We start from the raw sequence: 22,446 nt of genomic DNA on the forward strand, positions 1-22,446 counted from the left end.
CTGCGGCTCCTGCCGCGGGCTCGAGAATCGCGCAGGGATGCTGCGCTACCGCGTTCCCTCCCTGGACCGCACCGCCGCGTCGCCGACGCGGCGGCCGCGCTCGCCGTGGGGAGGCGGCGCGAAATTCGATGGTGAAGGCATGGACATGGTCTGATCGTGAGGGTTCCCCGGCCGGATGCAAGACCTCAACTGATGCGACAACGCTCGTTCGACGCGGCGATGTTCATCGCCTCGCGGTACTTCGCGACCGTACGGCGCGCCACGTTGATGCCGCGGCGATTGAGCTCCTCGGCGAGCACCTGGTCGGACAGCGGCTTGTGCGACGGCTCGCCCTCGATCAGCTTCTTGATCATGGCCTGGATCGCCGTCGCCGACGCGCTGCCGCCGTCGACCGTCGAGACGCCGCTCGAGAAGAAGTGCTTGAACTCGAACGTGCCGCGCGGCGTGTACAGGAACTTGCGCGTGGTGACGCGCGAAACCGTCGATTCGTGCATGCCGATCTCCTCGGCCACGTCCTTGAGCACCAGCGGGCGCATCGCTTCGGGGCCGTAGTCGAGGAACGCGCTCTGCGCCTGCACGATCGCCTGGGCCACCTTGAGGATCGTCTCCGCGCGCGTCTTCAGGCTCTTGATCAGCCAGCGGGCCTCCTGCAGCTGCCCGCGCAGGTACGACGCGTCGTCGCGCTGCGCGCGCGCGATCAGCGATTCGTAGTGCCGGTTGATCGCCAGGTGCGGCTGGCAGCCGGGCGCGAGGCTGACCTGCCAGCGGCCCTGCGAGCGGAACGCGTACGCGTCGGGCGCGACGTACTCGGGCGCGGCGCTCGACACGCTGGCGCCCGGTTTCGGGTCGAGCGCGCGGATCAGTTGCACCGCGGTGTCGATCTGCTCCGGCGACGCCTTGACCGCCCGCGCGAGCTTGGCGCGGTCGTTCTTGGCGAGGCTTTCCAGGTGGTCGGCGACGATCGCGCGGGCGATCGCGAGGCAGTCGACGTCGGGCTCGAACGCGTCGAGCTGCACGAGCAGGCATTCGCGCAGGTTGCGGCTGGCGACGCCGATCGGATCGAACCGCTGGATGCGATGGCGCACCGCCTCGATTTCGTCGGCCTCGACCGCGTACAGCATGGCCAGGCCCTGCTGGATCGCCTCGACCGGTTCGTGGAAGTAGCCGTCGTCGTCGATCGCCTCGATCAGCGCGACCGCGATCGCGCCGTCGCGCGCCGACATCGGGGTCAGGTTCAGCTGCCACAGCAGGTGATCGCGCAGATCCTGGCGTTCGGGCTCCTGCGGTTCGAAATCGTCGTCCGAAGCCGGGCCGCGCGGCATGCTGTCGAACGAGCCGTCGAGCGCCTCGTAGCGATCTTCCTCGCGGTCGCGATCGGGCGCCTCGGTCGTCGGGGCTTCGGATTCGCCGGTCGCGCGCGGCGGCTCGTATTCGGTACTGCCGTTGCCGTCGGCGCTGCCGTTTGCCGGCGCGTCGCCGTTCGGGGCGGATTCCTGCTGCTCATCCGGCAGCTCCAACAGCGGGTTGGATTCGAGCGCTTCGCGCAATTCCATTTCCAGCTCGACGCTGGACAGCTGCAACAGGCGAATCGCCTGTTGCAATTGCGGCGTCAGCGCGAGCTGCTGATTCAGACGAAGGTTTAACGCAGGCTTCATGTTCTTCCCAAGTCTGAGCGCGTGTGAACCCGCCCCCGTAGGCATTCACACCCGACTCACGCCCCCATCCTAATGCGGAAATCGCCGCGCGGGAACCGGGCGACCGAACCGCGTGTTGCGCAACGCGTCGCATAACGCACGACGCCCGGCATCGGCCGGGCGTCCTGGGGCTCAAACGAACGTTCGCGCGGTGCCGCGCTACATGCGAAATTCCTTGCCGAGGTATACTTCGCGAACTTTTTCATTCGCCAGCACCGTGGCCGGCGCGCCTTTGGCAAGAACGCCGCCTTCGCTCAAGATATACGCGCGGTCGCAGATGCCGAGCGTTTCGCGCACGTTGTGATCGGTGATCAGCACGCCGATCTTGCGTTCCTTCAGATGCCGGACGATGCGCTGGATTTCGCCGACCGAGATCGGATCGACGCCGGCGAACGGCTCGTCGAGCAGCATGAAGCGCGGCTCGGCCGCGAGCGCGCGCGCGATTTCGACACGGCGGCGCTCGCCGCCCGACAGGCTCTGGCCGCGCTGGCCCGCGATGTGCGAAATCTGCAGTTCGTCGAGCAGCTTTTCGAGTTCGGCCTCGCGCTGCCGCGGCGTCAGCGCCGCGCGCAGTTCGAGGATCGCCAGGATGTTGTCGGCGACGGTCAGGCGGCGGAACACCGACGCCTCCTGCGGCAGGTAGCCGACGCCCAGGCGCGCGCGCGCGTGCATCGGCAGGCCGGTGATGTCGGTTTCGTCGATGCGGATCGCGCCGGCGTCGGCCGCGACGAGGCCGACGATCATGTAGAAGCAGGTCGTCTTGCCGGCGCCGTTCGGACCGAGCAGGCCGACCACTTCGCCCTGTTCGACCTTGCAGCTGAAGTCGCGCACGACTTCGCGCTGCTTGTAGCGCTTCTTGAGGCCGGTGGCGGACAGCATCAGGGTTTCTTGTCGGGCGCCGCGGCGGGCTTGTCGGCGGCGGGCTTGTCGGCCGCCGGCTTCTTCGGCTGCGGCAGCGCCTGCATCGTCACGCGGCCGCCGCCTTCGACGCCGCCGGTGATCTCGCCCGATTCGGTGTTGTAGACGATCCGCTCGGCGCGGAACGTGCCGCGGCCTTCCTGGATGACGACCGCGTTGCCGGTGAGGATCGCCGTGCTCGTGCCGTTGTTGTAGTCGATGGTCGCGGCCGACGAGCGCATCATGCCGCCGTCGCCATCGAGCTTCTGGTCGAGCTTCGCCGGCTTGCCGTCGAGCACGACGCGGGTGATTTCGTTGTTCTCGTTCTGGTGCACCGTGCCCTTGTCGGCCTCGCCCTTGATCGAGCCCTGGTCGAGCTTGACCGCGCCGGTGAGCACCGTGACGTGCTTGGTCTGGTCGGTCTGGAACGTGTTCGACGAGACGTTGAGCGGCTGGTCGCGGTCGGTTTTCAGCGCGTGCGCGGCTGGCGCGGCCAGCGCGGCAGCCAGGATCAGACTAAGGCTTGCGCTTGGGCGCGAACGTGGCGTGGACATCGGCGAGCAGCTCCAGTTGGTGCGTGTTGAGATCGGCCTTCATGCCGGTGCCGCGCAGTATAGAGCCCGGCTGCGTGATCGTGGCAGGCGCTTGGGTTTCGAGCTTGTTCTGTTTCGGCCAGGCGGTGACGTCGTGCGTGTCGACCTGCGCCTGGCGCTTGGGATCTTCGGTGTCGCGGTGCATCTGCACCTTGCCCGCGAGCAGCATCTTCGTGCCGTCCTTGGTCACCCAGGCGGAATCGGAAACGCCTTTCCAGTTCTCGCTGCCGTCGTTGCTCGTGATCGTGAAGTTCGGCGCGTCGACCCACAGCGAGCCGTCGTCGTTGCGGCGCGCGAGCGCGGGCGCGACGATCGTGAACGACAGGCGGCCCTGGTCGTCGAGACTGTTCAACGTGAAATCGGCGAGCGAGTAGTTCGAGCGCGGCGGACCGACGAACGCCGGCGGCTCGGGCGTCGGACGCACGAGCCAGACGAGCGCCTGCGTCGCGATCGCACCGAGCGCGAGCAGCGCGACGAGAAGGACCGGACGTTCCGTCAAAGCCATTGCGCGAGCTCGGCCTCCGCCTTGCCTTGCGCGGCGATCACGAGGTCGCAGACCTCGCGCACGGCGCCATGGCCGCCGTCGCGGCGGGTGCGCCAGTGCGCATGCTCGCGCACCCACGGATGCGCGTCGGCGACCGCGATCGACAGGCCGACGTGGCGCATCGCGCGCAGGTCGGGCAGGTCGTCGCCGGTGTAGCTGACGGCGTCGAGCGCGAGTCCCAGCGCTTCGCACAATTGCCGCAAACACGCCAGTTTGTCTTTTTGACCCTGGTATACATGCGCGACGCCGAGCTCGGCCATGCGCTCGGTGACGAGATGGCTCATGCGCGCGGTGATGATCGCTACCTCCACGCCGTTCTCGAGCAGGCGCTTCAGGCCGAAGCCGTCGTGCACGTGGAACGCCTTGATCTGCCGCTGGTCCTCGGCGTACAGCAGCGTGCCGTCGGTCAGCACGCCGTCGACGTCGAACACGGCGAGCTTCACGCGCGCGGCGCGTTCGCGGATGTCTTGCGGCAGATCGTTCAGTGGCGAATAGGGCATGGCGCGGTCGGGACGCGGCGAAGGACGCGCCAGTGTAACGGCGATTGGGTGAACGGCGCCGCCCGTGAGGCGGCGCGATCGGTCAGACGACCCGGGCGCGCAGCAGGTCGTGAATGTTCAGCGCGCCGACGAGCGCGCCGGAAGCGTCGACGACGAGCAGCGCGTGGATCTTGAAGTCTTCCATCAGCCGGGCCGCCTCGATCGCGAGCTTGTCGGGCTGGATCGTCTTGGCGCGCGTCGTCATGAGATCGCCGAGCTTCGCGGCGCGCAGGTCGACCTCGTGGTCGTCGAGCGCACGGCGCAAGTCGCCGTCGGTGAACACGCCGAGCAGACGGTCGTCGGCGTCGACCACGGCGGTCATGCCCAGGCCCTTGCGCGTCATTTCCACGAGCGCCTCGGACAGGCTCGCGCCGATGCCGACCTTCGGAATCTTGTCGCCGGTGTGCATCACGTCGCTGATGTGCAGCAGCAGGCGGCGGCCGAGGCTGCCGGCCGGATGCGAGCGGGCGAAGTCTTCGGCGGTGAAGCCGCGCGCTTCGAGCAGCGCGATGGCGAGCGCGTCGCCCATGACGAGCGCGGCGGTCGTCGAGGCGGTGGGCGCAAGGCCCAGCGGGCACGCTTCGGCCGGCACGCTGACGTCGAGGTGCACGTCGGCGAGGCGCGCGAGCGACGACGAATCGTTGCCGCTCATGGCGATGAGCGGGATGCCCTGGCGCCGGATGACCGGCAGGATCATCAGAAGCTCGTCGGTTTCGCCGGAATTGGACAGCGCGATCACGACGTCCTTCTGCGTGATCATGCCGAGATCGCCGTGGCTGGCTTCGCCCGGGTGCACGAAGAACGCCGGCGTGCCGGTCGAGGCCAGGGTCGCGGCGATCTTGCGGCCGATGTGGCCCGACTTGCCCATGCCCGACACGACCACGCGGCCGGGACATTCGAACATCAGCTGGCAGGCGCGCAGAAAATTGTCGTCGATGCGCGATTTGAGCAGTTCGATCGCGCGGGCCTCGGTATCGACGACCTGCAGGGCGCTCGCGACGAGCGCGGCAGTATCGAGCAGGGGATGACTGATCGCGGAGCTGGTCAAGGGCAGGATTTGGGCGTTCATGAGCAGGGCGGGGTGGAGCAGGGAAACCGGACGGTCGTCGTCCGGCACGTTTTGGCGCCAGCGGATTTTCGGTACCATGCGCGACCCCTATTGTAGCCGGTTATGCCTTCCAGTCCGCTCTGGACGGGCGAAACCCGGCGATCGTCGCGCCCGCGCCCCGATCCGGATCGCGACTGCCCTCAAACCGCCATGGTTCCCGCCCCCTATGGATAGCCAGACCATCAAGAATCTGATCGAACAAGGCCTGCCGGGCGCTCGCGCCGAGGTCAACGGCGCCGACGGCGTGCATTTCGACGCGGTCGTCGTCGCCGCCGATTTCGCCGGCAAGCTGCCGCTCGCGCGCCATCGCATGGTCTATGCGACGCTGGGCGATCTCATGGGCGGCGCGATCCACGCGCTGGCGCTCAAGACCCTGACGCCGGGCGAAGCCGCCAAGGCGGGCTGAGCGGTTGATTTTCCGTTTCGCGAACCCGAACTGCGCGGAACCCTGACGGGACACAAGAAAAGATGGCCAAGATCGTAATTTCCGGCGGCGACGCCCTGAACGGCGACGTCTGGATTTCCGGCGCCAAGAACGCGGTGCTGCCGATCCTCGCCGCGACGCTGCTCGCCGACGAGCCGGTCAGCATCAGCAACGTGCCGCACCTGCACGACGTGACGACCACGATGGAGCTGCTCGGCCAGATGGGCGTGCAGCTCGTGCTCGACGAGCGCATGAAGATCCACGTCGACCCGCGCTCGACGAACAACCTGTCGGCGCCGTACGACCTCGTCAAGACGATGCGCGCGTCGATCCTCGTGCTCGGCCCGCTCGTGGCGCGCTACGGCGAGGCGAACGTGTCGCTGCCGGGCGGCTGCGCGATCGGTTCGCGCCCGGTCGACCTGCACATCAAGGGCCTGCAGGCGCTCGGCGCCGACGTCACGGTCGAAAACGGCTACATCCGCGCGCGCGCCAAGCGGCTCAAGGGCGCGCGGATCAACATGGACATCGTCACCGTCACCGGCACCGAAAACATCATGATGGCCGCGGCGCTCGCCTCGGGCACCACGGTCATCGAGAACGCGGCGCAGGAGCCCGAGGTCGTCGACCTCGCCAACTGCCTGAATGCGATGGGCGCGAAGGTCGAAGGCGCCGGCACGGCGACGATCACGATCGAAGGCGTCGAGCGCCTGCACGGCACCGACTACGAAGTGCTGCCGGACCGCATCGAAACCGGCACGTTCCTCGTGGCCGGCGCGATCACCGGCGGGCGCGTGCTGGCGAAGAAGGCGCGGCCCAAGACGCTCGACGCGGTGCTGGCGAAGCTCGAGGATGCCGGCGCGCACATCAACACGGGCGACGACTGGATCGAACTCGACATGCGCGGCAACCGACCGCGCGCGGTGAACATCACGACGGCGCCGTACCCGGCGTTCCCGACCGACATGCAGGCGCAGTTCACCGCGCTCAACTGCGTGGCCGAGGGTGTCGGCATCATCACCGAGACGGTGTTCGAAAACCGCTTCATGCACGCGCACGAACTGCAGCGGCTCGGCGCGGACATCCGGCTCGAAGGCAATACGGCGATCATCAAGGGCGTCAACAAGATGACCGGTGCGCCGCTGATGGCGACCGACCTGCGCGCATCGGCGTGCCTCGTGCTCGCCGGGCTCGTGGCCGACGGCGATACGACGGTGGACCGCGTCTACCATATAGACCGAGGCTACGAGTGCATCGAGGAAAAGCTCGGGACGCTCGGGGCTAAGATTCGGCGGTTGCCCTCGTAACGCTGCGCTGGGTTTTTTCTTCTGCTGTCGCCTCAGCGGACGCTGGGGTCCAGCTTGTGACTGTCGCTTTGTAGTTTTTGCCTGGCTTTGGACAAAGCGTTCCGCCCGCCTGCCGGCGGCCGTCCTGTTTTCTTTGTGATCGCCTCGCGTTGAACAAAGCGTTCCGCTCGCTGCCGCGAGCGGGCAGGGAGAGGTTGCTTGCCCAACCCCTCCCTGCACCCTCCAAGGGCACCCCGACGGCCGCGGTTTGCGGGCATCCGTGCCCGCAAACTCCGCGAGATCGCTCCGGGGTTCGTTGATGGGCCATCCATGGCCCGTCAACGAACTGCGCACATCCTGTGCGCACCCGCTGCGCGGGCTTTTCCTCCGCGATCTCGCCGCGACCGACGGGGCCCCGGGTGAAGCGGGCGGCTTCCTGCCGCCAGAAGCAACGGCCGATGCTCGGCGATTCCTGAGCTCGTCATTCCAGCGCAAGCTGGAATCCAGCTTTTGGGGCGTCAAGAACAACAGCAAAGGCTGGATCCCAGCTTTCGCTGGGATGACGAACGTGGGGATCGCCGCTTCTTGCTGTTGCCGTTGCTTCTGGCGGCAGGAAGCCGCCCGCTTTCCCCGGGGCCCCATCTGCCGCGAGCAAGTGCCCGGCGATCAGGCCCGACAGGGGACGCACAGGGATGTGCGTCGTCCGTCGTGGTCCATGGATGGACCATCGGCGGACCCCGCCGGGCGCTTGCGGTCCCCGCAGGGCAGTATGCCCGGAGGGGCGCGGCAGCTGGGGTGGCCTTCTTTGGTTACTTTCTTCGGCCAGTCGAAGAAAGTGACTCGGCCGCCGGCAGGCGGGCGAAACGCTTTGTCGAAAGCCGGGCGAAAACTACAAAGCGACGACAAGGTCAAAATTACCGGAACGAAAGAAGAACACCGGCGAGAGCCCGAGCGCAGCGACTACCTGATAGAAACCAACTCCATCACGATAGTCCCGCCGTCCCCCTGCACCTGCTCGATCTTCACCGGCGCCGGCACATCCGCCGAAATCCACGAACGCCCCTTGTTCGCGACGTCGACGCGATCGATGCGCCGCGCCGCATAGCTGCCCGCCGGCACCTTCACGTTCTCGTTCGCGGCGACCGTGAAGCGCTGGTCTTCCAGGTGGTCCTTCGTCGCGACGATCAGCGTCGTTTCCTTCGCCTCGCCCGCGAGCGCCTGCACCAGCGCGACGCCGACGGCGTGCCGGTCCATCGTGCCCGGCCGGATCGGATAGCGGAACTGTTCCTTGTTGTCGACGACGCGCACTTCGCCGGCCTTCCAGTCGAAATCGGTGTGGCGCTGCTTCGACTTGAACGTCGCATCCTGCTTGAAGTCGTATGCGACGCCTTCGGGTTTGCCGTCCTTCCAGCGGAAGTTCGACTCCTCCTTCACGTCGAGCCCGAGCATGCGCGCCATGCCGGCCGTGCCCTTCGTCTGGCTCGTCAGCGTCCACGTGCCGTCGCCGCGATCGGAGAGCGTCATCGTCGTTTCGCCGACGGGCTTACCGTTGCGTATGACGTTGTAGGTGGCCGCGAACGGTTTCGGCGCGGCATGGGCCGCGAGCGGCAGCAGGGCGGCCAGCAGCAGGGCGTATCGATCCAGGCGCATGAGGGTCTCCGAACGAATGGCGCGAGTCTGAACGTACTCGCCTGAACGTTTGCCGGAGCCCGCGGGTTTACACGACGAGCGGCGGAACGTCCCGCGCGACGCCGTCGACGTGCACGCGTTCGCCCGCGAGCGCGACCTTGCCGTCCGCGATCCACGCGACGCACTGCCGCAGCAGCCGATGCTCCAGCGGCAGCAGCCGCGTCGCGAGCGAGTCGGGCGTGTCGCCGGGTTCGATCGCGAGGTCGACCTGCGCGATCACCGGACCGCCGTCGAGTTCGGCGGTGACGTAGTGCACGCTCGCGCCGTGCCGCGCGTCGCCGGCCGCGAGTGCGCGCGCATGCGTCTTCAAGCCGGCATATTTCGGCAAAAGGGAAGGGTGGATATTGATGACGCGGCCGATCCACGGCGCCAGCGCGGCCGGATCGATCACGCGCATGAAGCCGGCGAGCACCACGAGATCCGGCGCGTACTCGCCCAATCGTTCGAAGAATTCGCGATCGTAGCCCGCGCGATCGGCGTAGCCCGCCGGATCGAGCGCGAATGTCGCGATGCCGGCCGCTTCGGCGCGGCGCAGTCCTTCGGCCGCGACCTTGTTGCTGCCGACGACGACGATGTCGACGGCCAGTTCCTTCGCCGCGACCGCGTCGATCAGCGCCTGCAGGTTCGAGCCGCGGCCCGATACGAGCACCGCGACGCGCAGCATGGTCAAGCGATCGACACGCGCTCGTCGCCGCTCGCCGCGACGATTTCGCCGATCTGGCGCGACGCAAGGCCCAGCGCCGCGAGCGCGGCGATCGTCGACTCGGCGTCGTCGCGCGCGACGATCACCGTATAGCCGATGCCGCAGTTGAACGTGCGCCACATTTCGTCCTGCGGCACCGCGCCTTCGCGCATGAGCCAGTCGAACAGCGGCGGCAGCGTCCAGCTCTTGGCGTCGAGCGCGATGCCGAGCGCCTCGGGCACCACGCGGATGATGTTTTCCTTCAGGCCGCCGCCGGTGATGTGCGCCATGCCCTTGATCGGGTGCGCCGCGAGCAGTTCGAGAATGGGTTTGACGTAGATCGTCGTCGGCGCGAGCAGCGCGTCGGCCAGTTTCACGCCGCCGACGTCGAGATCGAACGGGTTGCCGGCGCGCGCCACGATGCGGCGGATCAGCGAATAGCCGTTCGAATGCGCGCCCGACGAGTCGATGCCGATGATCGCGTCGCCGGCCACGAGCGAATCGCCGCTGACGAGCCTGGATTTTTCGACCGCGCCGACCGTGAAGCCGGCCAGATCGTATTCGCCGGGCGGATACATGTCGGGCATTTCCGCCGTTTCGCCGCCGATCAGCGCGCAGCCGGCGAGTTCGCAGCCCTTGGCGATGCCGCCGACGACCGCGACCGTGGTGTCGACGTGGAGCTTGCCGGTGGCGAAATAATCGAGGAAGAACAGCGGCTCGGCGCCCTGCACCAGCACGTCGTTGACGCACATGCCGACGAGGTCGATGCCGATCGTGTCGTGGCGGTCGAGCGTCTGCGCGAGCTTGAGCTTCGTGCCGACGCCGTCGGTGCCGGAGACGAGCACGGGCTCCTTGTAGCGCCCCGCCAGCTCGAACAGCGCGCCGAAACCGCCGAGGCCGGCCATCACTTCCTTGCGGAACGTGCGCGCGACCAGGGGTTTGATGCGCTCGACGACTTCGTTGCCGGCGTCGATGTCGACGCCCGCGTCGCGGTAGGTCAGGGCTTGCTTGTCGGCGGTCATTGCGTAGGGAAGGTCGCACAAAAGGGGCGCAATGATAGCAGCCGCGACGGCCTCGGGTTGGACGCCGCCCGGCGGTTTCGGCAGACTTGGCCCGCCCGCCCGCCGACCAGGGACTGTCCGTGCGTTATTTTCGACCGCTCGTTTTCGCCTTCGTCCTGCTCGCGCTCGGCCAGGGACTCGTGTTCGCGCAAGGCGCGACGAGCCTCTACGCCGGCGAGGTGCCGGTGACGGACCAGTCCGACGGGCAGCGCGTCGAGGCGCTCAAGAACGCGCTGGCGCAGGTCGTCGTGAAGCTCACCGGCGACAAGGGCGTGCTCGCGAACGAGGCCGTCGCGAAGGCCGTCGGCGAGGCCGAACGCTACGTGCAGCAGTACCAGTATCGCCAGGAAGTGGTCACCGAGAACGGTGCGCCGGCGATCCGCCTCTCCCTCATCGCGCAGTTCGATCGCGGCGCGGTCGACCGTCTCGTGCGCGAACGCGGCCTGAAAGTGTGGGCCACGGCCGCGCGCGCGCCGATACTCACCTGGATCGCGCTCGACGACGGCAACGGTCCGCGTCTCGTCGCCGACGCGAACGACGCCGGCGCCCGCGCGATGGCGCAGGCCGGCGAACGCCGCGGCGTAGCGCTCGCGTGGCCCGCGCTCGCCGACGACGCGCAGAACGCGCTCGCGACGCAGTCGGTCTGGGACGGCGACGTCGCCGGACTTTCCGCCAGCGCGTCGCGCTATCAGACCGACAGCATCCTGATCGGCCAGTTGCGCCGCGTCGGCGACACCTGGGTCGCACGCTGGACGCTCGCGATCGGCGGCGTGGCGCAGCCCTCGTGGGAGTCGCGCGACGCCGATCTTGCGACCGCGCTCGCCGTCGGCGCCGACGGCGCGGCCGACCGCGTCGGCGGCCGCAGCGCCGCGGTGCCGGAAGAACGCCGCATCACGTCGGCGCGCGTGTGGATCAGCGGCCTGCATTCGGCCCAGGACTACGCGCGCATGTACGAGGCGCTCGGCCGCAACGACCTCGTGCGCGAATTCGTGCCCGAGCAGGCGCGCGGCGACGGCCTGCTCGTCAAGATGACGCTGAACCTCTCGCTCGACCGCTGGATTTCATATCTGCCGCCCGACGGCGCGCTGCGCCTCGTCAGCGCGCAGCCGCCGGTCGATGGCGTGGAGGCCACCCTGGCGCTGAATCCGTAGGCATGCGTCACCTGCCCAACATTCTGACGTTCCTGCGCATACTGCTGACGGTGCCGCTCGCGTGGCTGTTGCGCGACGGGCGTTACGACGCGGCGCTCGCCGTCGCGCTCGTGGCGGGCCTGACCGACGCCCTCGACGGGTTTCTCGCCAAGCGCTTCGGCTGGCAGAGCTGGCTCGGCGGCGTGCTCGATCCGATCGCCGACAAGCTCCTGCTGTTCGTCTGCTTCATCGGCCTGGCGCACGTCGGCGCGCTGCCCGTGTGGCTCGCGTGGCTCGTCGTCGGCCGCGATGTCGTCATCGTCGCGGGCGCCGTTGCGTATCACAATCTGATCGGCCCGCTCACCGCGCAGCCGAGTTCGCTCTCCAAGCTCACCACCTGCCTGCAGATCGCGCTCGTGCTCGCGTGCCTCCTGCACCTGTCGCGTTTCGGCGACTGGCCGGCGTGGGTCAACACGGCGATGTTCTGGACGGTCGCCGCGGCGACCGTCGTCAGCGGCCTCGACTATGTCGTGCACTGGGGCACCAAGGCGTGGCGCGAAGGCCGCGCGTCTTCCGGAGACAAGCGATGAACGCTACCGAACGCTGGCAATGGATCTTCCTCGTTCTCGTGCTCGGCGGGCTCGTCTACCTGCTCGCGCCGGCGCTCACGCCGTTCGCGATCGCCGCATTGTTCGCCTACCTGTGGGACCCTGTCGTCGATCGCCTGGAGCGCCTGCGCGTATCGCGCGACTTCGCGGTGACGCTCGTGTTTCTTCTGATCATCGTGCTCGTCGTGCTGATCGTGCTGCTGCTGATTCCGTACCTCGAGCGGCAGGTCGCCAAGCTGATCGAACAGCTGCCGCGTTGGCTCGCGTGGGTGCAGGCCGAGGCCGCGCCGTGGGTCGAGCAGCGGTTCGGCGTGACGCTCGATTTCGCCGATCCGCAGAAGCTCATCGACATGCTGAGCGGCCATTGGCGCGAAGCCGGCGGTCTCGCCGCGACCGTGCTCGCGAAGGTGTCGAAGTCGGGCTTCACGGTGATCGGCTGGGTCGCGCAGCTCGTGCTGATTCCCGTCGTGACGTTCTACCTGCTGCGCGACTGGGACGTGCTCGTCTCGCGCGTGCACGAACTCTTGCCGCGCAAGGTCGAACCGACCATCGCGAAGCTCGCGCGCGAATCGGACGAAGTGCTCGGCGCGTTCCTGCGCGGGCAGCTGAGCGTGATGGTCGCGCTCGGCGTGCTGTACGGCGTCGGGCTGTGGCTCGTAGGCCTCGATGTTGGTCCGCTGATCGGCATGATCGCGGGTCTCATCAGCTTCGTGCCGTACCTGGGCGCGATCGTCGGCGTGGCGATGGCCCTCATCGCCGCGCTCGTGCAGTTCGGCGACTGGCAGCACGTCGTGATGGTGCTCGCCGTGTTCGGCGTCGGCCAGACGATCGAAGGCTACGTCCTCGTGCCCAAGCTCGTCGGCGACAAGATCGGCCTGCATCCGGTCGCCGTGATCTTCGCGATCCTCGCCGGCGGCGAACTGTTCGGCTTCCTCGGCGTGCTGCTCGCGCTGCCGGTCGCGGCGGTCGTCATGGTCGTGCTGCGCTACCTGCACGAACGCTACACCGCGAGCCACCTGTACAACGCGGGCGCCGCGCCGCCGGGCGAACTCGTGCCGACCGTGATCGTCGCCGGCCACGAAGCCGACGCGGCGCCCGCGCCGGCCGACATCGCGCTGATCACTGCCGATGCGCCGCCGCCCGCGGAAACCAGGCCGGTCGATTGACGTGCAGCAGTTACCGTTAGGCTGGCGCTGGCCGGCGCAACAGCGATTCGAGACGTTTCATGTCGGCGCGAACGGCATCGCCGTCGCGGCGATGACGCGCGCGGCGACCGAACCCGACGCACCGTGGCTGTTCCTGCACGGCCCGGAAGGCAGCGGTCGCACGCATCTGTTGATCGCCGCGTGCCAGGCCGCGAGCGAGGCCGGATCGAGCGCGCAATACCTGCCGCTCGCGGCGCTGCCCGCGCCGCGCGCCGACGCGATCCGCGGCTTCGGCGGCAGCGACCTGCTCGTGCTCGACGACGTCGACGCGATCGCCGGCGAACGCGAGGCCGAGCACGCGCTGTTCGATCTGTACAACCGCTGCCGCGCCGAACGCTCGACGCTCGTGTTCGCCGCGACCGCGCCGCCGGCGCAGATCGGCATCACGCTGCCCGATCTCGTTTCGCGGCTGTCCAGTTGTACCCAATTGCCATTGAAGACGCTCGACGACGCCGAGCGCCGCGACGTGCTGCGCGCGCGCGCCGAAGCGCGCGGCATTGCGCTCGACGAGGCGGTGCTCGATTTCCTGTTCACGCGCTACGCGCGCGACCTCGGCAGCCTTGGCGCGCTGCTCGACCGCGTCGACCGCGAATCGCTCGCGGCGCAGCGGCGCGTGACCGTGCCGTTTCTGCGGCAGCTGCTCAGGTCGTAGTTCAGGCTTCCGCGCGCGGCGCGGGACGGCTCAGCACGTACGCCGCGCACAGCACGAACACCGCGGTGCCGCCGATGCCGAGCCACAGGCCCGGCCGTGCGAAGAACCAGAACGAGGCGACGCCCAGTGCCATGCCGGCGCACGCGAGCGTCTTGCCGCGCGCACTGATCGCGCCTTGTTCGCGCCATTGCCGTATCGTGGGACCGAAGTGCGGATGCGCGAGCATCTTCGCTTCGAGGCGCGGCGAGCTGCGGCCGAAACACGCGGCCGCGAGGATCAGAAAAATCGTGGTCGGCATCAGCGGCAGTACGAGACCGATCACGCCGAGCGCGAGCAGGACGCAGCCGAGTACGAGATAGCCGATGCGCACCGCGCGGGCCGAATAAGACATGCGCGGCAGTGTATACGAACGGCCGCCGGGCTCCACCCGCCTTGCGGCGGGCGAGCCCGGGCCTCGCTCGACGATCAGCCCGCCTTGTCCTTCGCCGCCGGCTTCGGCGCGCCTTCGACGAGGATGAACTCGCGGTTGAGTTCGACCGTCTTTTCGCCGATGCCCTTGACGTTGACCAGGTCGTCGGCGGACTTGAACGCGCCGTTCGCTTCGCGGTACGCGACGATCGCCTCGGCCTTCGATTCGCCGACGCCGCGCAGCGCGGTGGCGAGCGTCGGCGCGTCGGCCGTGTTGATGTTGACCGGCTGCGCGGCGAAGGCCGGGAACGCGGCGGCGAGGGCGAGGGCGAGCGACGAGATCAGCTTGAACATGACGTTTCTCCTTGGGTTGGGTTGGTGTCGCACCGGGTTCGGTGCCGACGTGAACAGGTTAGTTTTCGCAGCTCCTTCGCGCGTCGGGCGAATGCCGCTTCGTTGCCTGCGAAACCGCCGCGACGTCGCCTCGGATTTCTCCGAAAGCCGCGCCGGGACTACAATCGCGGCCTTTGCTTCGGTACGGATGGAAACCGCATGAACCACGAACAGCTCGCCGCCTTCGTTTCGGCCAAGTGGGACGACGACATCGTTCCGCGTCTCGTCGACTACATCCGCATCCCGAACAAGTCGCCGATGTTCGACGCCGACTGGCAAAAGCACGGCTACATGGACCAGGCGGTGGAACTGCTCGCCGGCTGGGCGAAGGCGCAGAGCGTGCCGGGCATGACCGTCGACGTCGTGCGCCTGGAAGGCCGCACGCCGCTGATCTTCATCGACGTGCCGGGGCAGGGCGACGACTGCGTCGTGCTGTACGGCCACCTCGACAAGCAGCCGGAAATGACCGGCTGGGCCGACGACCTCGGCCCGTGGAAGCCGGTGATCAAGGGCGACAAGCTGTACGGCCGCGGCGGCGCCGACGACGGCTACGCGATCTTCGGCTCGCTCGCGGCGATCCTCGCGCTGCAGGCGCAGGGCATCCCGCACGCGCGCTGCGTCGTCATGATCGAGGCGTGCGAAGAATCGGGCAGCTACGACCTGCCGTACTACGTCGACCATCTGGCCGACCGCATCGGCAAGCCGTCGCTCGTCGTGTGCCTCGACTCGGGCTGCGGCAACTACGACCAGTTGTGGCTCACCACGAGCCTGCGCGGCCTCACCGGCGGCAACCTCACGGTGCAGGTGCTGACCGAGGGCGTGCATTCGGGCGACGCGTCCGGCGTCGTCGCCTCGAGCTTCCGCGTGTTGCGCAAGCTGCTCACGCGCCTGGAAGACGAAACCAGCGGCAAGATCCGCGTCGACGATTTCTACGTCGACATTCCCGCGCAGCGCGTGGAACAGGCGAAGGCCTCGGCCGGCGTGCTCGGCGATGCGGTGTATTCCAAATTTCCGTTCGTGGACGGCATGCATCCGATGAACGACGATCTTGCCGAACTCGTGCTCAATCGCACGTGGCGGCCGGCGCTGTCGGTCACCGGCATCGGCGGCATGCCGGCGCTCGACTCGGCCGGCAACGTGCTGCGCCCGTTCACCGCGGTGAAGCTGTCGTTGCGCATTCCGCCGACGCTCGAAGGTCATGCGGCCGGCGAGGCATTGAAGGCGCTGCTCGAACGCGATCCGCCGTACGGCTGCAAGGTGACGTTCGATCTGGAAAAAGCATCGACCGGCTGGAACGCGCCGCAGCTGTCGCCGTGGCTCGAGGCGTCGGTCGACGGCGCGTCGAAGGCGTTCTTCGGTCCGGCGCCGGCGTACATGGGCGAAGGCGGCACGATTCCGTTCATGGGCATGCTCGGCGAGAAGTTCCCGGGCGCGCAGTTCCTCATCACCGGCGTGCTCGGCCCGCACTCGAACGCGCACGGCCCGAACGAGTTCCTGCACATTCCGACCGGCAAGCGCGTGACGCAGTGCGTGGCGAAGGTCATCGCCGATCACTATGTGGCGAGCGGTCAGGGACTGACGACCGGCGTCGCGGCGAGCGCGGCGCATACGCAGCACGGCGATCACGGCTGCTGTTGAGATGAATCGCGCCGTCGTCACCGACAACTGGTCGCGCCGCCTCGTTGTCGGTGTCGCGGCGCTCGCGCTGCTGGGGCTCGCCGTCTCGTCGCTGCTCGCCGAGGGCGGCGGCCATGCGTTCGACCGCGCGATCATGCTCGCGCTGCGCACGCCGGGCGCGATCGACGATCCGATCGGGCCGAACTGGTTCGAAGACGTGATGCGCGACATGACGGCGCTCGGCGGCATCGCGGTGGTCGTCGGCGCGGGGCTGGTGTTCGCGGGCTATCTCGCGTTGCGGCGGCGACTCGCCGACGTCGCGATACTCGCGGCGAGTCTCGCCGGCGCGCAGGCGATCAGCGCGATCGCGAAGTTTCTGATCTCGCGGCCGCGGCCCGATCTCGTATCGCACGAGGCGGAGATCTACAGCGCGAGTTTTCCGAGCGGGCATACGCTGATGGCGACGGTGGCTTATGTCACGTTCGCGATGTTGATCGCTGCGGATTTTTCCGATCGTCGCGTTCGCGATTATCTGCTCGTTGTCGCTTGGGTGGTCGCCTTGGCGGTTGGCGCGAGCCGTATTTATCTTGGCGTGCATTGGCCCAGCGATGTTTTGGCGGGGTGGGCTGTCGGCGCTTTGTGGATGATTGCGCTCCGCTCCTGGGTGCCGCGGTTGCGGGGGACGTTTGCGCACGCTCGCGCGTAGTTGTTGCTCGTCACCCCAGCGCAAGCTGGGGTCCAGCTTTTTCTTTGTCGCTTTGTAGCTAACGCATCGTGTTGAACAAAGCGTTCCGCTCGCTGCCGCGAGCGGGCAAGGAGAGGTTGCTTGCCCAACCCCTCCCTGCACCCTCCAAGGGCACCCCGACGGCCGCGGTCTTAAGGGCATCCTGCCCTCCGACTCCGCGAGCTTGCTCCGGGGTTCGTTGATGGGCCATCCATGGCCCGTCAACGAACTGCGCGCATCCCTGCGCGCACCCGCTACGCGGGCTGATCCTCCGCAATCTCGCCGCGGCCGACGGGGCCCCGGTGAAGCGGGCGGCTTCCTGCCGCCAGAAGCGACGGCAACGGCCGAAGCGTGGCATTTCTACTCCAGAAGCGACGGCAACGGCCGAAGCGCGGCATTTCTACAAAGCCGTCATACCGGCGAAGGCCGGTATCCAGCTTTTTGTGCAAAGTAAACACGTGGACGACAAGCTGCGCCGTGCATAGCCCTCTCCCCCAAAAGCTTTTGGGGGAGAGGGTTGGGTGAGGGGGCGACGCGTCGGTCTTCGTTGTCGTTTCGTCCGGCGAGAAGCCGAAGCTCGCGACGTTGAGCTCAATACAAAGCTCGCTGCGGTCGTCTCAGCCTGGCACCGTGCTCAGGCCGTCAAGGACTGCGCAAGTTCGATAAGACCGAATCCTTGACGGCCTTCCGCGCGGTGCTCTCTGAAAGTCGCCCGCAGCGACCAATTGCTCAAAGGCAAAGCGCGAACGGCGTGTCTCACCACGCCGTTCGCTAACCACAACCCACTTCTCTACAGGTGGATCATGGTCAAGCGCCAGCATAAATCATCCGCATCTTCCACAAAGCGCATCCGCATCGGTACGTCACTCTATTCCACCAACGGCGGCTTCACCGAACGTCTCGTCCCCTACATCCGATTGCGTGGCGACTGGTTGTCGAACGCCGGCTTCGAACCGAATGAAGACGTCGTCATCCGCATCACGCGCGGCCGCCTCGTCATCACTCCCGCCTGACGCATTTCCAGCGGAAGCCTCGGCTTCGAGGCTTCCGCCGGCCACCCGAATCGACACCGCTACACCCCCTTCAATATTTCTTCGACGAACTCCACGAACGCCCGCACCTTCGCCGCGCGATGCAGCCGCGACGGCGTCACCGCGTACAGCGGAAACCGCTCGTCCGACCACTCCGGCAACAGCTCGATCAGCCGACCGCTGCGCAACAAGTGCTTGCAGCCGATCTCCAGGATCTGCGCGATGCCGGCACCCGCTTCGCACGCGGCGATGAGCGTCGCCGAATCGGCCGTCATCAATCGCCCGCGTACGCGCAGCGGCACTACGTGTTTGCCGCGCCGCATCTCCCACGCGTACGGCTGTCCGTGGGCCGCGTCGTAGAAGTCGATGCAGTCGAATCGCTCGATGTCCTTCGGGTTTTTCGGCCGGCCGTGTTTCTTGACGAAGCCCGGCGACGCGACCGTGATCACGCGCGTCTCGCTGAGCTTGCGCGCGACGAGCGAACCGACCGGCGGCTCGTCGAAGCGCACCGCGAGATCGAAGCCGTCGGCCACGAGGTCGCCGACCGACGCGCGCATGATGAGTTCGAGCGACAGTTCCGGATGCCGCGCGAGAAACGTGCCCAGATGCGGTGCGAGCACCGCGCGCGAGAAGTGCGCGTCGAGATTGACGCGCAGCCGCCCGCGCACCTTGCTCGTCGACCCGGCGACGTCGATCGTCGCTTCCTCGATGCCGGCCAGATGCGGACCGACCTGTTCGTAGAAGCGCCGCCCTTCGTCGGTCAGCGACAGCGAACGCGTCGTGCGCGCGAGCAGTCTTGCGCCGACGCGCGCTTCGAGACGCGCGAGCGCGCGGCTCACGCCCGACGGCGACACGCCGAGCGCTTCGGCCGCCCGCGCGATCGTGCCGGCTTCGACGACCGCGAAGAACACCGAAACGCCGGAAAGCAGCCTGCTGTCGAAGGTCATCGCGATTCCTGCCGATTTGTCATGATTGTAAGCACAGAAGCGCTGTTGAAGCACGAATGCGTCGCGCCGAAGATGCCGCCACGCCGCCGCCCGGCGGCACCTTCGGAGATTTGCGATGAATCGTCCTTTTGCGATTACCGGCATCACCGGCAAGGTTGGCGGTGCTGTTGCGCGCACGCTGCTCGACACAGGACTTCGTGTACGCGCAGTCGTGCGCGACGCCGCGAAAGCGCACGACTGGGCCGCGCGCGGCTGCGACGTCGCGGTCGCCGACATGACCGACGCCGCCGCGCTGGCGGCCGCGTTCGACGGCACGGCCGGCGTATTCGTGCTGCCGCCGCCGGAATTCGATCCGGCGCCGGGCTTTCCCGAAGCGCGCGCGACGATCGACGCGCTCGTCGCAGCGATCGAGCGCGCACGGCCGCCGAAGGTGGTCTGCCTCTCGACGATCGGCGCGCAGGCGGGCGAGACGAACCTCCTGACCCAGCGCACGCTGCTCGAACGCGCGCTGTCCGCACTCGATCTGCCGGTCGCGTTCCTGCGTCCGGCGTGGTTCCTCGAGAACTATGCGTGGGACGTCGCGTCGGCGCGCGGCGGCGTCATCGACAGCTTTCTGCAGCCGCTCGACCGGCAGATTCCGATGGTCGCGACCGTCGACGTCGGTCGCGTCGCCGCGGAACTCCTGCAACAGACGTGGACCAGCGTGCGCGTCGTCGAACTCGAAGGCCCGCAACGCGTCGCGCCGCGCGATGCCGCCGCGGCGTTCGCGCGCGTGCTCGGCCATGCGGTCGACGTGCGCGCGGTGCCGCGCACGTCGTGGGAGGCGCTGTTCGTCGCGCAGGGCATGCGCCATCCGCAGCCGCGCCTGCGCATGCTCGACGGCTTCAACGAAGGCTGGATCGCGTTCGAGGGCGATGCGTCGACGGTGCGCAAAGGCTCGACCGGCCTCGAATCGGTGCTGCGCGATCTCGTCGCGCGCGCCACGTGAAGCGAGCGCATCGGCCGATGCAGGAGCCGATTCATGGACCTCGTGCACAATGCTCCCGCGACCCGCCGCCCGCGTTCGCTCCGCACGAACCGCATCGAAGGAAACCGCATGGCCCTGTTCGAAAGCCTCCTGCTTCTGCTGCTGCTCGCGATCGTCTCGCTGCAGCTGTCGCGCCGCCTGCGCGTTCCGTATCCGGCGATGCTCGCGGTCGCCGGCATCGGCGTCGCGATGCTGCCGGGGGCGCCGCATATCGCACTCGATCCGCATCTCGTGATGGCCCTCTTCATCGCGCCGGCGATCCTCAACGCCGCGTTCGATTTTCCGCCGCGCACGCTGCGCCGGCACTGGCTGCCGCTCGTCGCGCTCGCGGTCGTCGCGGTGCTGCTGACGACGGCGGCGGTCGCCTGGGTCGGCGTCGCGTTCGCCGGACTGCCGCTCGCCGCGGCCGTCGCGCTCGGTGCGATCGTTGCGCCGCCCGATGCGGCCGCCGCCGCGGCGATGCTCGACCGCGACGGCATGCCGCGAACGACCGCGACCGTGCTCAAGGGCGAAAGTCTTCTCAACGATGCCGTCGCACTGCTCGTGTTCAGCGCTGCGCTGCGCTTCGTCGAGGCCGGCGACGAGGTGCTCGCCGTCGTGCCGCAGATCGCGCTCGCCATTCCCGGCGGCCTCGTCTTCGGCATCGCGATGGGGCGCATCGCCGCCGTGGTGCAGCCGCTGCTCGCCGGCACGCTCGGCGGCATCGCGCTGCAGTTCGTGTGGACTTTCGCGACCTGGATATTCGCCGAACGCCTCGGGCTGTCGGCGATTCTCGCGATCGTCGCCGCCGCGATGACGGTCGCGCACTACGACCGCCAGTCGGCGCGCGACCGCGTGCACGCGTTCGTCGCGTGGGATTTCGTCGTGTTCGTGCTGAACGTGCTCGCGTTCCTGTTCATCGGCCTCGAGGCGCGCACGATCGTGCTCGCGCTCGACGGTCCGCAGCTGCGCCATGCGGCGGCTTTCGCGGGGCTCGTGCTCGCGACCGTCATCGGGGTGCGCATCGTGTGGACGCTGATCTACAACCGCCTCGTGCAGCCGGTGTACCGGCGGCTCGGACGCGGCGACGCACCGACGCTCAAGCAGGGCATCGTCGCATCGTGGTGCGGCATGCGCGGCATGGTGACGCTCGGCGTCGCGCTCGCGCTGCCGGCGTCGTTTCCGCAGCGCGACCTCGTCGTGCTCGCCGCGCTCGCGGTCGTGCTCGGCACGCTCGTGATCCAGGGGGCGACGCTCGAACCGCTGATCCGGCTGCTGCGCTTTCCGCCGGACGATTCGCACGGCGAGGCGCTGATGCGCACGCGCGAACGGCTCGCCGACGTCGCGTGCGCGGTGCTCGCCGATCGCGACGACCGCGCGGCGCGGACGGTACGCGACGAACTCGACGCCGAGCGCCGCGAAGCGCATGCCGATCCGGCGAGGCTCGCCGACATCGACAAGCTGCGCCTCGCGACGATCCGCGCGCGACGCGAAGCGCTCGAAACGCTGCGGCGCGACGGCGACGTCGACGACGACGTGTACATCGAACTGCAGCAGGAACTCGATCTGAGCGAGATCGCCGCGCTGCGGCGCAAGGCGTTCGATCTCGCGAACGGCTGATCGCGCCGCTCAGCGCGGCGCGTCGACGATCGAGAACCCGTTCGCGGTTGCCGCGATCCACGCGACGCGCGCCGGCGGCTCGCCGCGCGGCGCGAGGTTCGCCGTATAGACGGTGTCGGTCGGGCGTCGTTCGGCATCGACGAACGGCAGTTGCCGGATCGCATCGATTTTCAACGGTTCCGCGCGGTCGGCGCCGAGGTTCAACGCCCAGTCGTCGGGTTCGTGCACCGCCTCGGGCGGCTGCGGAATGCCGAGCAGCACGCGTTGCTCGCCGTCGCGGCGCACGATGAACGACGTGTTGTGCCGGTCGCCGGTAAACGTCAGTTCGCCCGTCAGCGCGATGCTGTCGCCGTCGGCATGGATCAGCATCGCGTGCACCGCCATCATGCCGCCGCCCCACGACGACCAGCCGAGCAGCACGACGTCGTGCTCGCCGACCGGATGCTGCGGCCCCGGCACCGGCCGCAGCACGCCTTCGGCCGCGTTCGACGTCAGCACGAGTTCGGCGCCGCCGTAGCGCAGGCCGAGCCGGTCGACGTAGTGCATCGTCCCGGTGTTCTGGTCCGTCATCTGCGTTTCGACCCGCAGCTC

The 22,446-nt window shown here is 68.2% G+C and carries 24 protein-coding genes; 11 read left to right on the top strand and 13 right to left on the bottom strand.

The annotated features are described in order from the left end of the window. Positions 1-185 precede the first annotated feature (185 nt). From OD750_RS05760 to OD750_RS05785, 6 genes are all read right to left on the bottom strand, one after another. On the bottom strand, positions 186-1,655 hold the full coding sequence (locus OD750_RS05760; protein WP_263543309.1) for an RNA polymerase factor sigma-54: 1,470 nt from the start codon (positions 1,653-1,655) through the stop codon (positions 186-188). 198 nt (positions 1,656-1,853) lie between these two features. Then, positions 1,854-2,573: an LPS export ABC transporter ATP-binding protein gene (gene lptB, locus OD750_RS05765; protein WP_263543310.1), complete on the bottom strand. Its 720-nt coding sequence runs from the start codon at positions 2,571-2,573 to the stop codon at positions 1,854-1,856. Continuing rightward, positions 2,573-3,145, bottom strand: a complete 573-nt coding sequence (gene lptA, locus OD750_RS05770; protein ID WP_263543311.1) for a lipopolysaccharide transport periplasmic protein LptA — start codon at positions 3,143-3,145, stop codon at positions 2,573-2,575. The genes lptB and lptA overlap by 1 nt, the downstream gene beginning before the upstream one ends. Beyond that, entirely contained in the window at positions 3,108-3,689 is a 582-nt protein-coding gene (gene lptC / locus OD750_RS05775) for an LPS export ABC transporter periplasmic protein LptC (protein WP_263543312.1), read from the bottom strand. The genes lptA and lptC overlap by 38 nt, the downstream gene beginning before the upstream one ends. Next, positions 3,680-4,228: a KdsC family phosphatase gene (locus tag OD750_RS05780; RefSeq protein WP_263543313.1), complete on the bottom strand. Its 549-nt coding sequence runs from the start codon at positions 4,226-4,228 to the stop codon at positions 3,680-3,682. Before OD750_RS05780 ends, lptC begins: the two co-directional genes overlap by 10 nt. A gap of 82 nt (positions 4,229-4,310) precedes the next feature. Next, a complete protein-coding gene (locus tag OD750_RS05785) occupies positions 4,311-5,336 on the bottom strand; it encodes a KpsF/GutQ family sugar-phosphate isomerase (protein WP_263543314.1) in 1,026 nt (341 codons plus the stop codon). 205 nt (positions 5,337-5,541) lie between these two features. Here OD750_RS05785 and OD750_RS05790 point away from each other — a divergent pair, with 205 nt between their 5' ends. Together OD750_RS05790 and murA are read left to right on the top strand one after the other, a co-directional pair. Then, positions 5,542-5,781 (top strand): BolA family protein, encoded by a 240-nt coding sequence (locus tag OD750_RS05790; RefSeq protein WP_263543315.1) that lies wholly within the window; start codon positions 5,542-5,544, stop codon positions 5,779-5,781. Between the two features lie 62 nt (positions 5,782-5,843). Further along, entirely contained in the window at positions 5,844-7,103 is a 1,260-nt protein-coding gene (gene murA, locus OD750_RS05795) for a UDP-N-acetylglucosamine 1-carboxyvinyltransferase (RefSeq protein WP_263543316.1), read from the top strand. Positions 7,104-8,042: 939 nt separating this feature from the next. Here the strand turns inward: murA and OD750_RS05800 are convergent. From OD750_RS05800 to purM, 3 genes are all read right to left on the bottom strand, one after another. Further along, on the bottom strand, positions 8,043-8,732 hold the full coding sequence (locus OD750_RS05800; protein WP_263543317.1) for a DUF3108 domain-containing protein: 690 nt from the start codon (positions 8,730-8,732) through the stop codon (positions 8,043-8,045). A gap of 67 nt (positions 8,733-8,799) precedes the next feature. Beyond that, complete coding sequence (gene purN, locus OD750_RS05805; protein ID WP_263543318.1) at positions 8,800-9,435, bottom strand: phosphoribosylglycinamide formyltransferase; 636 nt, start codon at positions 9,433-9,435, stop codon at positions 8,800-8,802. A 2-nt stretch (positions 9,436-9,437) separates the two neighbouring features. Further along, positions 9,438-10,475, bottom strand: coding sequence for a phosphoribosylformylglycinamidine cyclo-ligase (gene purM / locus OD750_RS05810; RefSeq protein WP_263543319.1), 1,038 nt, complete (start codon positions 10,473-10,475; stop codon positions 9,438-9,440). A 119-nt stretch (positions 10,476-10,594) separates the two neighbouring features. On the opposite strand from purM, the gene OD750_RS05815 reads away from it, so the two are divergent. From OD750_RS05815 to hda, 4 genes are read left to right on the top strand one after another with little or no spacing between them, the layout of a single operon-like run. Then, positions 10,595-11,665, top strand: a complete 1,071-nt coding sequence (locus OD750_RS05815; RefSeq protein WP_263543320.1) for a DUF2066 domain-containing protein — start codon at positions 10,595-10,597, stop codon at positions 11,663-11,665. Positions 11,666-11,667: 2 nt separating this feature from the next. Then, positions 11,668-12,234, top strand: a complete 567-nt coding sequence (locus OD750_RS05820) for a CDP-alcohol phosphatidyltransferase family protein (RefSeq protein WP_263543321.1) — start codon at positions 11,668-11,670, stop codon at positions 12,232-12,234. Then, a complete protein-coding gene (locus OD750_RS05825; RefSeq protein ID WP_263543322.1) occupies positions 12,231-13,418 on the top strand; it encodes an AI-2E family transporter in 1,188 nt (395 codons plus the stop codon). Before OD750_RS05820 ends, OD750_RS05825 begins: the two co-directional genes overlap by 4 nt. Continuing rightward, entirely contained in the window at positions 13,381-14,109 is a 729-nt protein-coding gene (hda, locus tag OD750_RS05830) for a DnaA regulatory inactivator Hda (RefSeq protein ID WP_263543323.1), read from the top strand. The genes OD750_RS05825 and hda overlap by 38 nt, the downstream gene beginning before the upstream one ends. Position 14,110: 1 nt before the next feature. On the opposite strand, the gene OD750_RS05835 is transcribed toward hda, so the two are convergent. After that, positions 14,111-14,500, bottom strand: coding sequence for a YbaN family protein (locus OD750_RS05835; protein WP_263543324.1), 390 nt, complete (start codon positions 14,498-14,500; stop codon positions 14,111-14,113). Between the two features lie 74 nt (positions 14,501-14,574). Continuing rightward, the gene (locus tag OD750_RS05840) at positions 14,575-14,871 is read right to left on the bottom strand and encodes a ComEA family DNA-binding protein (protein WP_263543325.1); all 297 of its coding nucleotides are present in this window, start codon (positions 14,869-14,871) and stop codon (positions 14,575-14,577) included. A 198-nt stretch (positions 14,872-15,069) separates the two neighbouring features. On the opposite strand from OD750_RS05840, the gene OD750_RS05845 reads away from it, so the two are divergent. The 3 genes from OD750_RS05845 (at position 15,070) to OD750_RS05855 (ending at position 18,264) form a co-directional block, all read left to right on the top strand. After that, a complete protein-coding gene (locus OD750_RS05845; protein WP_263543326.1) occupies positions 15,070-16,548 on the top strand; it encodes a M20 family metallopeptidase in 1,479 nt (492 codons plus the stop codon). 133 nt (positions 16,549-16,681) lie between these two features. Beyond that, positions 16,682-17,233, top strand: a complete 552-nt coding sequence (locus tag OD750_RS05850) for a phosphatase PAP2 family protein (RefSeq protein WP_272841814.1) — start codon at positions 16,682-16,684, stop codon at positions 17,231-17,233. An 821-nt stretch (positions 17,234-18,054) separates the two neighbouring features. Next, positions 18,055-18,264, top strand: a complete 210-nt coding sequence (locus OD750_RS05855; RefSeq protein ID WP_263543327.1) for a SymE family type I addiction module toxin — start codon at positions 18,055-18,057, stop codon at positions 18,262-18,264. Between the two features lie 59 nt (positions 18,265-18,323). Here the strand turns inward: OD750_RS05855 and OD750_RS05860 are convergent, their stop codons facing one another. Further along, positions 18,324-19,229: a LysR family transcriptional regulator gene (locus OD750_RS05860; RefSeq protein WP_263543328.1), complete on the bottom strand. Its 906-nt coding sequence runs from the start codon at positions 19,227-19,229 to the stop codon at positions 18,324-18,326. 115 nt (positions 19,230-19,344) lie between these two features. Here OD750_RS05860 and OD750_RS05865 point away from each other — a divergent pair, with 115 nt between their 5' ends. Together OD750_RS05865 and OD750_RS05870 are read left to right on the top strand one after the other, a co-directional pair. Continuing rightward, the gene (locus OD750_RS05865; RefSeq protein WP_263543329.1) at positions 19,345-20,217 is read left to right on the top strand and encodes an NmrA family NAD(P)-binding protein; all 873 of its coding nucleotides are present in this window, start codon (positions 19,345-19,347) and stop codon (positions 20,215-20,217) included. A 108-nt stretch (positions 20,218-20,325) separates the two neighbouring features. Beyond that, positions 20,326-21,855 carry a cation:proton antiporter gene (locus OD750_RS05870; protein WP_263543330.1) on the top strand — a complete coding sequence of 510 codons (1,530 nt, stop codon included), beginning with the start codon at positions 20,326-20,328 and terminating at the stop codon, positions 21,853-21,855. Between the two features lie 9 nt (positions 21,856-21,864). Here the strand turns inward: OD750_RS05870 and OD750_RS05875 are convergent, their stop codons facing one another. After that, positions 21,865-22,425, bottom strand: coding sequence for a hypothetical protein (locus OD750_RS05875; protein WP_263543331.1), 561 nt, complete (start codon positions 22,423-22,425; stop codon positions 21,865-21,867). Positions 22,426-22,446 lie beyond the last annotated feature (21 nt).

The sequence above is a fragment of the Tahibacter soli genome, from assembly GCF_025717065.2.
In the GTDB taxonomy this organism is placed as follows: domain Bacteria; phylum Pseudomonadota; class Gammaproteobacteria; order Xanthomonadales; family Rhodanobacteraceae; genus Tahibacter; species Tahibacter soli.